Source organism: Streptomyces telluris (assembly GCF_024519335.1).
GTDB classification, from domain to species: Bacteria; Actinomycetota; Actinomycetes; order Streptomycetales; family Streptomycetaceae; genus Streptomyces; species Streptomyces telluris.
The window spans coordinates 20,196-34,208 of record NZ_JANIID010000043.1; the positions used below are offsets into that span (position 1 = coordinate 20,196).

Genomic DNA, 14,013 nt, shown 5'->3' on the forward strand with positions numbered 1-14,013 from the left:
CTTCGGGCTCATTGACGTACGAGGGACCGAATGCGCTGCTGATGAAGTCTTAAGTATTTTCGTCCATGCAGCTTCCCGAAAGGTGTCGTCCGACCCTGGGGCCGGGGTACCTCATTGCCAAAGCCGCCCTTGTCGTGTCCAAGCGGATCTCCCAGCAGACCGTCGAGCAGGTCCGGGAACCGCGCTCGTCACTCACCGACGACCAGTGACCCGAGTCGGAGATTCGCTGGCTGGCCGCGTAGATGAAGCGAGCGGCCCGGTCCGGAAGAGCGTGATGCACGAGACCAGCTTCCGCTCAGGGCCGCACAGCCCAAACTGCCAACCGTCGGCCGGCACGGTCTCGGTCACGCCCGCCTTCTGTGAAGGTCGCGTACTGCCACCGATGCCGGCCGAGCAGGCGACGACGGTAGCCATGGCGTTGGGGCCTTCGCACGTCAGGGCGATCACGGTACACCGCCCTCCCCCGCAGAGCCTCTGCAGGGGAGGGCGGCGCGGCATGGCACCGACTTCTCCTGTAATTCACAGACGCCAGTCCGCAGAACCACCTTCATAACAAAGGAAGCACTACGGGAGAGCCCAACGAGCCCGACCGCCAGGAACCCTCCCACAGGCCAGGGACACACCCCGTTGCCGGACCCGTCCCCCTCCTCGCCAGTACGCCCTCACGCGGACCGACCAAGGCAAGGTCAGCCAGCGCGCCCGCCCGTTTACTGCTCCTCCCGCTCCCGCCGCACCACCGCGCGATCCGGGCAGGGCCCCGCCGGCCTGAAGGTCCCGGCGAACCACCCGGTGCAGCGGCGCCAGTGAGGGCGCCCGGCCACCGGCGTCCCTCACATGCCGTGCAGCGCCGACACGTTCCCGCCCGCCTGCGCCAGCACCTCCCACGCCCGGTCGCACAACTCCAGCCGGACCCGCGACCGGCGCTCCAGGCGGCCTTCCGTCCGCGCCGCCTCCAGCCAGGGCCACACCGTCCGCACGCCCACCCCACCGCCCCGGACACCCGCACGCACCTGCGCCACGTCAACGCCCCGGCCGCATCAAGTCCCAGCAGCCGTGCGACCAGCACCGGGCCCTCGTCCCCGCACATGCGGGCTCCGAGCCCGGTGACGGCCCCTTTCGCCTCGAGATTCAGATGGCAGTGGAGAGCGCTACGTGCCGCCATGCGTCGAGCTCACGTCGTACCACCTCCAGCTTCGCCTCGACGCGCTCCACCGCGTCCTCGCCCAACTGCAGGCGCAGCGGGGCTCGGCGGTCTCGGTGACGTCGACGACGGCCTTGGCCGCCTTCACCGGATCTCCTGGCTGACGGCCGTCATTGCGGGCCAGCGCCTCGCGCACCGGTCCCGCACCAGCAACGTAGTCGGCGATGGCGGCAGCTTCGACCTGCATGCTGGAACCGTTGAGGAAGTCGGTGCGAAACCCGCCCGGCTCCACGATCGTGACGCGGACTCCGAGCGGTGCCAGCTCTCCGTGGAGTGCCTCGGTGATGCCTTCGAGGGCGAATTTGGACGCGCCGTACAGACCCACGGCCGGCGCGGTGGCGAAGCCGCCTACAGAACCGATGTTCACGACATGCCCGGACCGCTGGGCGCGCAGCACCGGAAGAGTCGCCCGCAAGGTGTTGAGCACGCCGAACACGTTGACGTCGAACAGCGCCCGGGCAGCCTTGTCGGAAGTCTCCTCGATCGCGCCCACGAGCCCGTAACCGGCGTTGTTGACCACGACGTCGATCCGGCCGAACTGCGCCAGACCGTCGTCCACCGCAGCCGTCAACTGCTCCGGCGCCGTAACGTCCGCGTGGACCGCCAGCAGGCCGTCCGGCTTTTCCGGGTACGCCTGCAGCACCGCCGATACATCCCTCGCCGTGGCGATGACGCTGTGCCCGCGGTCCAGCGCTTCACGGGTGATCTGCGCGCCGAGCCCACGCGACGCACCGGTGACAAACCAAACGCTCATCTTCTCCCCCTGTTCCGATGGCCCATCGCCCGATGGGCGCCGACTCGACGCTAGAAGCTAGAGTCGGGTCTAGATCAATAACTGTGTGACGGGGGTCGCTCATGGACCTGAGCATTGGTGAAGTGGCGCAGCGCAGCGGGCTCAGCGTCCACGCATTGCGGTTCTACGAGCGAGAGGGCTTGTTCGCCAACCCGGTACGCCGTCTGTCCAACGGCCGGCGGATCTACTACGAAGAAGATCTCGAGTGGCTGGCGATCTGCACGAAACTGCGCTCCTCCGGCATGTCGCTGGCCACGATCCGGCAGTACATCGAGCTGGTCCGACAGGGCCCCGGCACCGAACACCAGCGGCTGGAACTGCTGCGCCGGCACGAACGCCAGGTGGAAGCACAGGTCCAAGAGCTGCGCGAGACCCTGGCCGTGATGCGGCACAAGGTCCGGATCTACGAGGAACACCTCGCCCGCGGCGACGCGCACCAGCTCTGGAACCCCTCCCATCCCGACGCCGCCCAGGCCGAAACCCGCCAGGAGTGCCAACCGTCAGACGGTGCGTGATCACCAGGCAGCCCGCACCGAGCAGACGCGTCAACGGCATCGCACAGAGCGCAGCGAGCGCCGGTGAGGGAGCGATGCGCGCACGGCGCCCCACCGGCAGCGGCCGAGCCGGACAGATGGGACCGGACAGATGGGACCAGGGATCGTGGTGCCCGGCGCCGGGCACGCCAAGGACGACCAGGCCACCCCCGACGCCGTAGCCGCCCCAGCCGCACAGGAGCGCCAGCGGCAGTGGGCCGAGACCGATCCGCTGCCACTGCGCATGCAGGCCTGCGAACGCAAAACCGTCCTCCTCGAAGATGGCGTGTATCTCCGTGTGGCCGACCGGGGAGGCTCTGCGGTGCGACCGCGGCCGACGCCTGACGACGGACCGGCGGACACCGGCCTCGCCGGGCTCACTCCCCGGGAGTGTCAGCAGTGTCATCGATGTCGAACGTCAGGTGTTCCCGGACGGCGACGACCCCGTCGACACCGCGGCACATCTGCACCAGTACGGGGATCAGGGACTTGCGGCGCAGTGAGCCGCTGAGGGTGACCAGTCCGTCGCCGACCTCGACACCCACCGCGGACGGTGGCTCGTGCAGTGCCCGGACGACGACGTCCTCGATGATCTCGGCACGGATCGCGTGGTCGGGCCGGAGGAAGACGTCCAGGAGGTCTCCCCTGCTCACGATGCCGACGAGCCGTCCCTCCTCGTCCACGACGGGCAGTCGCTTGACGCGGTGCTCCTTCATCACGTGCGCGGCCTCGACGAAGCTCCACCCGGGGCCGGCACAGACGGCGGGGCTCGTCATCAGGGTCTCGGCCGTTGCCGCGGCGTGCCCGCCCTCCCCGCCGCCGGTCAGCAGGTCGGCCTCGGAGACCACGCCGACCGGGTGGCCGGCGTCGTCCACCACGGGCACGGCGGTGATGTCGTTCTCCTTCAGCACCGCCACGATCTCCCGGAACATCGTGCCGCGCTGCACCCGAGCGACCTTGCGCGTCATCAACTGGCCGACAGTCCTGTGCTCCAGCATCCGTGGTTCCTCTCAGCGGGGATCAACCGGTCCCTGTCCAGTTTCCTCCCTCACCGACGGAGCAACGGCGCAGGTCGCGTACGCCGGTCGCTGTTCTCACGCTCCACTCCCCGGGATGCGAGCAGCGCATACGCCGCAGGCCGTCGACGGAGCGTGCAGGGCACGGGCTTTCCCGGCCTCTGCACGAACCCGGCCCCGGACACCTGCCCCTACCGCCCTCACCACCCCCACCGCATTCGAAAATTTGTTCGCAGTAGTTGCCGGGCCGCGCCACGTCCCCACGCTTACGATGACATGCGCATGGGTCGGAAAGGGTCCGCAAATGCCGCATTCCTCCTCCGCCGGCATCCGGCGTCGCGTATTCCTCGCCGGGGCCGTCGCAGGGCTGGGGGCCGCCGGAGGAGTCGTCCAGGCAGGAGTCACCGGGCGCGCCGACCGGCCGGAGACGGACAGGGAGCCGTTCGCCGCCGGAACCACCCTCATGGCCGTCACCACCCGGCCGGACGGTCCGGGGTACCGGCGCCTCGCGGACGGTCCGGGATGGCCGCGCATCGTGCGGAACGACATCGCCGGCCCCCGGCCCGGGCGCGCCGATCGCCGCACGCCCCTGGCCGCCTTCGTCCACTTCACCGACCTGCACATCACCGACGTCCAGCACCCGCTGCGCTACGAATTCCTCCGCGCGGGCAGCCCGAAGGCGTGGCGGCCGCAGGAGGCCCTGACCGTGCCCGGTGCCGTGTCTCTCATCGAACGGGTCAACAGCCTGCGCGGCGGACCGGCCACCGGGGCCCCGCTGTCCTTCGTCATGACCACCGGTGACAACACCGACAACAACGCCGCGATCGAGCTGGACTGGTTCCTCACCGCCATGAACGGCGGCACCTGCACTCCGGACACAGGCGAGCCGGGGCACTACGAAGGCGTCCAGAACAGCGGCCTGGAGCTCTTCTGGCACCCCGAGAGTCTGCTGCGGGACCAGGACAGCCTCGCCGGCTTTCCGAAACTCGAGGGCTTCCTCGGCGCCGTCACCGGACCGGTGCACAGCCCCGGCCTCGCCATCCCCTGGTACTCCACACTGGGCAACCACGACGGGCTCTCCGGCGGCTGCTACGCCTCGGGTCACAGCACCATCGCCGCCGCGGCCACGGGGAGCCGGAAACTGCAGACCGTCCCGCCCGGCGAGGCAAGGACCCTCATGGCCGGCGAGGGACGGGGCACCGACCCCGCAGGGAACTGTGTCCAGGCGCTCCTCGGGCGCGGGTACGAGGCCCGCACCGTCACTCCCGACGCCCGCCGGGCTCCGTTCAGCATGCGGGAATACCTGGCGGCCCACCTCGATCCGGACCACACCGGTCCCGGACCCGCCGGCCATGGCTACACCGCCGGCAACCTCGCCGAGGGAACCCTCTACTACGCGTTCCCCATCGCTGACGGCGTCATCGGCATCAGTCTCGACTCGACCGATCCCGGCGGTGGCAAGGCCGGATCCATCGGCTCCGGGCAGCTGAAGTGGCTCGACGAGACCCTGACCCGGCACCGGGACGAGTACGCGCTGGTCTTCAGCCACCACCCCAGCTGGAGCATGAACAACGGAACCCCCGATCCGGCCCGTCCCACCGAAACCCGTCACGCGGGCGCCGAGCTGCTCCGGCTGCTCCGCAGCCACCGCAACGTCGTGGCCTGGATCAACGGCCACAGCCACTGCAACCGCATCCGCCCACGCCGCACCTTCTGGGAGATCTGCACTGCCTCCCACATCGACAGCCCTCAGCTCGCCCGCGTCATCGAGGTCACCGACAACCATGACGGAACACTGTCCCTGTTCACCACGCTGATCGAATCGGCGGCCCCGCCCCGCTCCTACCACCACGACTTCTCACGGCCCGGCCTCGCCTCCCTCTACCGCGAACTCGCGGCCAACGCCCAGGGCGCCGACCCGAGCTTCCCAGGAGCACCGACGGACCGGAACACAGAACTCCTCCTGCACCGGCCATGAACCCGGACGGCCGCCACCTCCCACAGGCTCCCTGGCACCGACCCCGGACCTTTGGCTTCGGCTTCGGCCGAAGCCGGTCCGTCCGTTCTCCTTGTTCTGTGGGCGACACGCCTGACCTCGGAGGGGAAACCTCTGGCGGAAACGGACCTCGCCCAGTGCGATCGGCAGCAGCAACGAGTTGTCCGGACTCCTGCCACGTCCGCATTGCGGCAGCGATGACGAACGAACCACGACCGCGCGGAGACGCCCTCCAGGAGCGCGGAGACATACCCCAGCGACCAAGGAGATACCGGATCGCTACCTCTTCCTGACCGCCGGTCACAACTCCTGCCTCCGCCCGGGTCGGGCGCTCGCCAATTCTTCGACGAGGACGAGGGGGGTGACGATCCCCGAAGAGGGATCACCGTGCCGGAGTTCCTCAGCGCCACCGTCTTCTTCTTCCCCAACCGCCCAAGAACCGGCAGCCGGGCATTCAGCCGCCGTTCCGGCCCGTTTGCACGAGTCGAAGCGTGGTGAAACGCTGAGAGTGGCCGGATCCGGACCTCGGTTCATGCGAGGAACGGAGAGATCATGACGAAGATTCGCTCGTTGCTGAGAGCCATGTTGTGCGGGGTCTTCGCGCTGCTGTTTGCGGCCGTCTGGACGCAGTCGGCGCACGCCTACACCTGGGCCCGGGGAGTCACCTTGTACAACGGCCCGGGCTTGTGCGTCCAGGGCGACGCGGGCATCGACCACGCCCGGCCGAACGTGTTCTCCGGCAATCTCGCGTACGGGAACGCCTACGCGCTGACCCAAGGCTGTGGCACCGGCCTCACCAAGCCGGCCAGCCAGGCCGGCGTGCAGGTCCATGTGTTCCGCTGGAACGGGTCCGAGTGGCAGCTGTGCCGGAGTTCCGACTGGAAGTTCGGCCCCACCGGCCAGACAGGCGGTGACCTGGGCAGCCCCTACGGCCCTTCGATCGTCTTCGACTACGGCGGATCGGCGTCCTGCGGCCCCGGTAGCTACGGAGCGCAGGCCCACGTCATGGTCTGGGACGGGTCCCAATGGCGCGAGGGCCACGTGTGGTCGGGCGCCGAGACCGTGCCGTAGGCCGGTCGGCAGCCGGTGGAGGGCTCGGCGCCGGAGGGCTGCGCCGGGCGCCTTCGCTGGTGCCGGCGCCCGCCGTCATGAGGTCGAGGTACCAGTAGTGTCGCGTACGTCTGCGCATGGTTGTTCTGAACTCCTCTGTGCCGTCGGTGCGCGATTGCGTGACCTGGAACCCCTGCTGCGGGCTCCTGCTGGACAGCCGTCCCGGCATGCAAGCTGTCCGTTCCATCGTCATCGACCACTTCCGCCGGCTCACCGACGACGTCCTGCTGGGCGTGATCGGCAAGCAGGGCGACCCGGAGGGCTTCTGCTGTCACCTCACGCGGGTGTCCGTCCCGATGCGTTCGGCCGACGAGCCGCGCGCAAGGCCCTGAGCCGCCTTGACCTGACTGCGGCCGGGGAATGGCCGGTTCCCGGCCAAGTCCGCTCCCGGCCTACCGGGTGTTCGTGTCCGCGAGTAGCGTCACCCCGCGCATCCATCCGAACACACATCAGCAAGGGGGCAACATGAGTACCCGCTGCCGTGTCGCGGCCGTCAGCCTATCCCTCGCGCTCGCGGGCGGGGGCGCGGTGGGCGTCGCCGCGCCCGCCTCGGCTTCGGCACCCGAAAGCACGGTGGGGGCTTCAACCAGCACCGCGGGGTCCGCGTTCTCCTGCGACGCCTGGCAGTACGAGAGGGGCACCAGGGGGCACGGCGCGTCGATCACTTGTTACGGCAGTTCCTTCACCGCCTACGCCGTCTGCCATCGGCCGGACGGCTCCATGTACCTGCGCTTGGGCCACCGCGCCCGTTCCGGTGGCATCTCCATCGTCTGGTGCGGCCTGGACGCGGAAGTCAGCCAGGCGGGTGCCTTCCCGGTCTGACCGACCAGAGCCGGCTGCCCGGACGTCGACCTTCCGGACCGGGGTCGACCTCCCGGACCGGATGGGAAAGGGACGGTGTCACCGGCCCGCGCTTCCCGGAATCCCGACCGCACCGCCCGCCCCGAAGTCCGGTATCTGGCGGAGAACACCGAGTTGCGCGGCGGGATTTCGGGACCCCTCCATCGCTGCTGTAAGGTCGCGCCGTCGATGTCGTGAGCCGACGCCTCGCCCCGTACCACTGATGCCGTGTCACAGATGCTGTACGTGTGGGTCGCACTGTCGCGGTCCTTGCCACCGCGTTCCTGCCGCCGTTCCGGGTGATAAAGGCGTTCGCCTCCGTCACCGCAGGAATGTTAAACGGGGAAAGTGAGACAACATGCGTACGTGGACTCGCGCCGTGCCGGCAGCGGTGGGCGCCCTGGCTCTGGCCATGGTGCTGACCGGCTGCAGCGACTCGGGCTCGGGCAAGCGCCGGGGCAGCTCCGGCTCCCACTCGTCGAATTCCGGTGCGGGCAAGTCGGACGAGAAGACGACCTACCGCCTGGGTGAGACGAGCCCCGAGCAGGAAAGCAGCAAGCAGAAGTCCTCGGATGCCAAGTACACGGTCACGCCGACCAAGGTACAGATGGGCACCCGGGCCGACATGGACAATTCCGGACTGAAGAAGGACGACAAGGACGGGCCCAAGATTCCCGTCTACGTCTGGTCGACGCTCACGCACAAGAGCGGCACGCCCATGGAGCTCGGCGACATGGACAACGACCTGGTCATCAAGACGAACGGCGGCCAGCGCACCCGGGCCCTCATCGTCCTGATGGGCGAGGCGAAGTGGCCGAACTGCCCGGCGCCGCAGAGCAGCAAGCAGCTCGGCCCCGGCCAGTCGGAGAACATCTGCACCGCCTTCCTCATCCCGGAGGGCCAGAAGGCCGCCGCGGTGGAACTGACCCGGGGCTTCACCAAGAAGCCGCTGGAGTGGCCGGTCGAGAGCTGACCGGCCTGCCCCTCAGGCCCGCTCACCAGGCGAGCGCATAACAGTGCGGCCTCGGCCCCCGGCCCCGACTCGTCGGAACGGACGCGATAGGGAGGCCGCGAGTCGGGGGCCGCCGCGCGTGGGCGGCCAGCCACCATCCCTCTCAGGTTGCCCTCTCATCGCCGAACGGCGGAATCGCCGCGCGAAGCAGGTGGGAGCAGCATCTGGGCGGGAACCCGTTTTCGGAAGGTCTCCGTGCACTGCCGACCGGACAGAGAACGGTGATGGCCACCACGGCTGGAACGGACAGGACGTCCAGAGAAACACCGAACAGCCTTCGGCTGCCGCGTCATCGTCCTCGGAGCGGGCCCCGGCGGATTCGTCGACGGCATCCTGCTGCACCAGCATCCTGCAGTGGCACCACATGCTCACCAGCACCAGCACCAGCCACGACGCTGCGCCGAAAATACGGTGGGTCAAGACGACTCCTGATCTGCAGCTTCCAGCTGCTTCTTGTATTGCGCCCACCGAGGCAGGGTCGCGGCCGACAGCGTGGCAGCGCCCCCCCCAGAGCTTCCGTCAGCCGGTCCGCACCCGCGTCCACACCTCCGCGGCCGTAGCCCGCGCCCGCGGTGGTGTTGGTCCGCATCCGGCGACTGGACGCGACGTGGGTCTCCCGGCCCTCGACTCGTAATGCCGGAACACCGCGACGATCAGTCCGTCCTTCACCGGTGCGGGGCTTGCCGCCGCTCCCCCGGCGGATCTGTGCGACCGGCTCCTCCAGCCACCCCAGTGTCTTCTCCCGAGCGACGTTCTGGCACAGCTCCAGCACCGGAGGGTGCACGACGTCAAGAAGTGCCGACGCGACCTACGTCCCCGTCGGCGGCCGAAAGACCTTCCCGGCCTAGACTGCCCGCGTGAGCAAGCAGCCGACCTTTCGAATCGTCGACGGCGAGCGGATACCGGGGCTCTCCCGCCCCGTGTTCGTACGCAACGGCGACCACCACTACCTCGAACAGCTCGGGATCTACGCCGACGGGGTGATCGACTGCTGGGAGGAGTTGCTCACGCTCGAGGAGTTCGCCGCCGACCTGCGCCGGGGCAGGATCGTGACCAGGTTCGAGGAGGGGGCGCGGGCGGCGGTCCACGCGACGGTCGAGTGGGAGTTCAGCAAGGTCAACGGCCATCTCACGCCGGAGTCGCTGTACGCCGAGATCCGCGACGACATCGACGACCTGAACGGCCGGCCCGACTCCACAGCCCGGGCCTTGCGCGCCCTGCAGGAGTTCCGCGCGGACCCGACGGAGAAGCGGCGGGCGGTCCTGCGCGCCGCGTACGAGGAGATCCCCGAGCACGAGCGGCACGCGGCGCTCGCGGACCACTCCGTGGGGGACATCCCGCTGTACGACCTGGCCATGGGCCCGGGCGGGAACGTGACGGCGGAGGACTACCAGGAGGCGCTGGACTACTTCGACGAGGAGTGGGGCGATCCGCTGGAGTGGCTCGCCCGGCAGGACCAGGAGCCGGAGCCGGCGGACGGGAGTGTCCTGCTCCACGAGTGGCACGCGCCGGAAGACTGGTCCGAGGACGCGAGCCCTTCGGCGGCCCTCCGCAACGAGTATCCGGCCCCGGTCCGCATCGTCGACGTCACCTATCGGAACGTCCACGAGGCATGGCTGGCCGTCGATCCGGCCCCGGAGGCCCGGACCGCGGTGATGGCCGCGCTCCTGCGGGCCAAGTACGACCAGCACCCCGAACTCGCCGACCTCCTGATGGCCACGGGATCGACCCGCATCCTCTACCGGGCGAACTCCTTCACCCTCTCCGAGGTCACCTTCTGGGGCTACGAAGGCGCGGGCCGCAACTGGATGGGCCGCCTCCTGGAAGCGACCCGAGCCGAACTCCACGCCCGCCGCCTGGGCCTGCCCCACTGACCTCCACCCCGGCGGTTCTTTCGCACCCTGCTGCCCTAGTCGATCACACGGGGGTGTCCGGGGTGCGGTACGGCGTGGTCGTGGAGGAGCTCGCAGTCGAGGTCATGGCGAGTTGCCCAGCGACGAGGCCCGATGGGCAGTCATGGCCCTCCGCGCCGGCCGCCTCCGCGCGGGCCTACGCACGAGCGCGGGCGGTACGCGCCAGGCGTCTACCGCCGCCCACGACTGTGCAGCATGGGCCCGCGCCCCTGTGACACGACGGCTCTTCACGGCTTCCTCAAGGCCTTGAGAACGCCTTGAGGAAGCCTTGAGAAGGCCTTTCGTGGCCCTCCATGGCCGAAAACAGTCTCCACAAGCTCTTCACACAGGCCCTTGAATGCACATGGCCAACACTGATCCCTCATCAGCGCATCAGTGCACTCTTCACGTTTTGGGAGACACCCCATGAGACGATTCCGCACCGCGGGTCTGGCACTTCTCGGCGCGACGCTCGTCGGCGCCGTCTCGGCGAGCCCGGCCCAGGCGTCGCCGGGCGAGACCCGCACGGTGTGCGCCGACTCGATGACCCCGGACGGCTGGGTCGACGTGAACTGGGGCACCAGCGCCTCGTGCCGCGCCATGAGCGGCTCGAACATCAAGATGATCAAGCAACTGGACGGCCTCCCCGTCGGCACCCAGGTCAACGCCTGTGCCTCCGCTCAACCGCCGAGCGGCTGGACCAAGGTCCAGACCTACTACAGCGGCGGCTGCGTGGTCTTCGTCAACTCCTCCTTCACGCCGAACGCCTGGCTGCTGCAGAAGACCTCCTGACCGGAGGCAGGCGAAGGGGTGGCACTCAGCCGCCCGTGATACACCGACGAACAGCGACGGCCGGGCCCCCAGGTGGGGTCCGGCCGTCGCTCGTCAGCCTGGGAGCGTCCGAGTCGCTCCGCTAGGGGAGACCGATCTCCACGGCCCCCTCAAGGCGAACTACCTGCGCCGCGGACAGTTCCTGAGGGCCCCAGGCGAGCCGGCCACCAGCAGCAGTCGGCAGCATCACTGCCCTGCCGGCTGACTTACCTGCCTGCATCTGGGTACCAACCCCTGACGAGCGCTACTTCGCCGAGAGCCTCGCACGCTTGGCGGCGTACGGACTTCACTCCCCAGCTGCGGGCACGTGGACATCCCCAGTTGTTAGGCCACTTCGGTCTCGCGCCCACTGCGAAAGGACACGCACGCCATGAACAACCCGACCGGCACCACCAGCGGCCCAGAGCGCCAACTACTCGAATACATGCTGGACTACACCCGCGCCGAGCTGATCGACACGGTGCGCGGCCTGTCCGAAGCAGAGGCCCGCCGTCGTCTCGTCCCGTCCATGACGACGTCGATCGGGCTGGTCAAACACGCAGCATTCGCAGAAAGGAAGTGGTTCCAGCACATCTTGGGAGGTTTGCCGGAATCCGAATGCGACGGCGCGATGGTGGGCGAGGACAGCTTCGTGGTCAGTGACGACGAGACGGTGGCCGACGTGATCGCCGAATTCGAGCGCGCCGGCAACCGCGCGCGAACGATCGCCGCGGACATCGAACTCGACGCCATCCGGCAGCACCCTGCTTGCGGCACCGTCAGTCTGCGATGGATCTACCTGCTCCTGATCCAGGAATTCGCCCGCCACGCCGGCCACAGCGACATCCTGCGTGAGCAGACCGAGGCCACCCGCCGGACTTGAACCAGACCCGTCAGATCCCGCCCAGGGCACGACTCCACCCCGATCGTGGGCTGGAGCATGGGAGATCCCGATATCGTGCGCCCTCCTGCGGAGCGGAGGCAGAGGCGGAGGCAGAGGGAACCCGGCATGGGAGGGTGCTGCCTATCCCGTTCCGGCCCGGGCCGGCCGCCCCGGTCGAGTGCCGGGGCGGCCGGGCGTCTGAATCGGGAAGGGGTCAGCTGCCGCAAGCGGCGACCAGTTCGGCGGCCTCTTCCACGAGTGACCGGGCGAGGACGTCCAGGTCGGGTACGGCGACAGCGTCGGCGAGCAGGCCGTAGCAGACGCGGTCTTCGTACGTGGTGATGCCCACGGCAAGGGACTGCCCGGGAGCGAGTGGGGCCAGCGGATAGGCCTCGCGGACGGGGCTGTCCGCGAGTGTGAGGCCATGGGCGCCGCGCAGCGGAACACTGGAGATGAGCAGGTCGTAGAAGAGGCCGCCCGAGCGGGCGATGAGGCCGCCACCGAAGCGGTGGCCGAGGGGCGGGATGACGTCGGCCAGCAGCGCGGCGGCGCCTGGGCCGGTGGCGGGACCGGCCTGCTTGTTGCGCTCCATGACCTCGCGTACCGCGCGCAGGCGCGTGAGGGGTTCGGCCTCGCTGACGGGTAGCCGGGTCAGATATCCGGAGAGCCTGTTGCCCGAGGCGCCCGGGTCGCTCGGATCGCGGAGCGAGACGGGCACGAGGGCACGGGGGCGTACACCGTCGCTCCCGTCGCCTCGCTTGTCGAGCCAGCGCCGCAGGCCGCCCGCGACCACGGCGAGGAGGACGTCGTTGACGGTGCCGCCCGCGGCCTCGCGGACACGGTTCACGTCGCGCAGGTCGACGATCGCGCCGTCGGCGCGGCGAGCGCCGGTGGAACGGGAGGCGAGGGCGGGCGAGGAGTGCACGTTCAAGGCGGCGCGGGCCATGGCGGAGCCGATGGACAGGGCGCGGCCGGCGTCGGTGACGGCGTCGCGCACCAAGCCGGGCAGCTTGCGCGGATCGGGTAGGCGCAGGCCGAAGCCGTTCCTTTGCGCGCGTGGCACATCGGCCGAGGCCGGTGCCCCATCGACAGCGGCGGGGTCCAGGAGCGACAGGGCGTACGACGCCGCGCGCATGCCGTCCGCGTGGGCGTGGTGGAACGTGAACAGGACGGCGAAGGACGTGCCGTCCGCGCCGGGCAGTACATGCGCGGCCCACGGCGGCCGTCCCCTCTCCAGGGGCTGCTGCATCAAAGCCCCGGCAGCCACGCGGAAGTCCCGCACGGGCGCGGCGAGGTGTACGTGGTCCAGCGGGTCGTAGTCAGGGGCGACATGGCGGGCGGCGCCGCCGACAGGGAGCCAGACGGGCCTGATACGGGTGTTCAGACCTGGTATGCGGGCAGCGCGGGCGGCGAGCAGGGCGGCAGCACGCTGGGCGGCGTCCGGGGTGTCGGCGTCGAAGACGAAGAGTCCGCCCATGTGAAGGGGGTGGCCGGCGGACTCGATGTTCCAGAAGGCGAGGTCGAGCGGGGCGAGCAGTTCGGGCGCCACTTCAGAGGTCACAGGGTCTCCGAGGTCACAGGGGTATGGGTACTCGCGCGTCGGATGGTGCCAGGGGGCAGCAGTACTGCTGAACGTAAGCGAACAGAAGTCAATCGCTGTCGATCAGCTACAGTCAAGTATGGCTCCGGCACCCTGTGTTACCGGTAGTTCGTTGAATCCGGCGGCAGAGGTCACTCTCCAGACCTGCCTCACTCTCGATCCCTCCCCCGTGGCCGCCGTTCCGGCTGTCGCTGCTCGCGGTGGTCGCCGCCGCATTTGCGCGCGTCCTGGTATTCGTCGCCGTACAGGCATCGCGCGTGGTCTGCAGGGGTCGCGTGCGTGATCATGAACGTACGAGCCGGGGTCCCGGTGGGCCCGGCCGGGCGC

13 protein-coding genes are annotated in these 14,013 nt (G+C 69.4%); 9 read left to right on the forward strand and 4 right to left on the reverse strand.

Annotated features, from left to right (window positions below; translation table 11 throughout):
• Window positions 1-830 precede the first annotated feature (830 nt).
• Window positions 831-977 carry a hypothetical protein gene (locus tag NQU55_RS32225; RefSeq protein WP_240977109.1) on the reverse strand — a complete coding sequence of 49 codons (147 nt, stop codon included), beginning with the start codon at window positions 975-977 and terminating at the stop codon, window positions 831-833.
• A gap of 171 nt (window positions 978-1,148) precedes the next feature.
• Window positions 1,149-1,955: an SDR family NAD(P)-dependent oxidoreductase gene (locus NQU55_RS32230; RefSeq protein WP_308402297.1), complete on the reverse strand. Its 807-nt coding sequence runs from the start codon at window positions 1,953-1,955 to the stop codon at window positions 1,149-1,151.
• A gap of 101 nt (window positions 1,956-2,056) precedes the next feature.
• Between NQU55_RS32230 and NQU55_RS32235 the strand changes: the two genes are divergently transcribed.
• The gene (locus NQU55_RS32235; RefSeq protein WP_168096478.1) at window positions 2,057-2,509 is read left to right on the forward strand and encodes a MerR family transcriptional regulator; all 453 of its coding nucleotides are present in this window, start codon (window positions 2,057-2,059) and stop codon (window positions 2,507-2,509) included.
• A 395-nt stretch (window positions 2,510-2,904) separates the two neighbouring features.
• Here NQU55_RS32235 and NQU55_RS32240 read toward each other — a convergent pair whose 3' ends face one another.
• The gene (locus NQU55_RS32240) at window positions 2,905-3,522 is read right to left on the reverse strand and encodes a CBS domain-containing protein (protein WP_372504856.1); all 618 of its coding nucleotides are present in this window, start codon (window positions 3,520-3,522) and stop codon (window positions 2,905-2,907) included.
• Window positions 3,523-3,847: 325 nt separating this feature from the next.
• Here NQU55_RS32240 and NQU55_RS32245 point away from each other — a divergent pair, with 325 nt between their 5' ends.
• The 8 genes from NQU55_RS32245 (at window position 3,848) to NQU55_RS32285 (ending at window position 12,086) form a co-directional block, all read left to right on the forward strand.
• Complete coding sequence (locus tag NQU55_RS32245) at window positions 3,848-5,521, forward strand: TIGR03767 family metallophosphoesterase (RefSeq protein ID WP_256791640.1); 1,674 nt, start codon at window positions 3,848-3,850, stop codon at window positions 5,519-5,521.
• 570 nt (window positions 5,522-6,091) lie between these two features.
• The gene (locus NQU55_RS32250; protein ID WP_168096756.1) at window positions 6,092-6,610 is read left to right on the forward strand and encodes a hypothetical protein; all 519 of its coding nucleotides are present in this window, start codon (window positions 6,092-6,094) and stop codon (window positions 6,608-6,610) included.
• A 158-nt stretch (window positions 6,611-6,768) separates the two neighbouring features.
• Window positions 6,769-6,981, forward strand: a complete 213-nt coding sequence (locus tag NQU55_RS32255; RefSeq protein ID WP_168096755.1) for a hypothetical protein — start codon at window positions 6,769-6,771, stop codon at window positions 6,979-6,981.
• Between the two features lie 133 nt (window positions 6,982-7,114).
• Window positions 7,115-7,471, forward strand: a complete 357-nt coding sequence (locus NQU55_RS32260) for a hypothetical protein (RefSeq protein ID WP_168096757.1) — start codon at window positions 7,115-7,117, stop codon at window positions 7,469-7,471.
• 376 nt (window positions 7,472-7,847) lie between these two features.
• The gene (locus NQU55_RS32265) at window positions 7,848-8,462 is read left to right on the forward strand and encodes a hypothetical protein (protein ID WP_168094014.1); all 615 of its coding nucleotides are present in this window, start codon (window positions 7,848-7,850) and stop codon (window positions 8,460-8,462) included.
• An 896-nt stretch (window positions 8,463-9,358) separates the two neighbouring features.
• On the forward strand, window positions 9,359-10,375 hold the full coding sequence (locus tag NQU55_RS32275) for an NADAR family protein (protein WP_168094013.1): 1,017 nt from the start codon (window positions 9,359-9,361) through the stop codon (window positions 10,373-10,375).
• Between the two features lie 444 nt (window positions 10,376-10,819).
• The gene (locus NQU55_RS32280) at window positions 10,820-11,185 is read left to right on the forward strand and encodes a hypothetical protein (protein WP_168094012.1); all 366 of its coding nucleotides are present in this window, start codon (window positions 10,820-10,822) and stop codon (window positions 11,183-11,185) included.
• A gap of 409 nt (window positions 11,186-11,594) precedes the next feature.
• A complete protein-coding gene (locus NQU55_RS32285; protein ID WP_168094011.1) occupies window positions 11,595-12,086 on the forward strand; it encodes a DinB family protein in 492 nt (163 codons plus the stop codon).
• A gap of 214 nt (window positions 12,087-12,300) precedes the next feature.
• On the opposite strand, the gene NQU55_RS32290 is transcribed toward NQU55_RS32285, so the two are convergent.
• Entirely contained in the window at window positions 12,301-13,647 is a 1,347-nt protein-coding gene (locus NQU55_RS32290; protein ID WP_372504855.1) for a wax ester/triacylglycerol synthase family O-acyltransferase, read from the reverse strand.
• Between the last annotated feature and the right edge of the window lie 366 nt (window positions 13,648-14,013).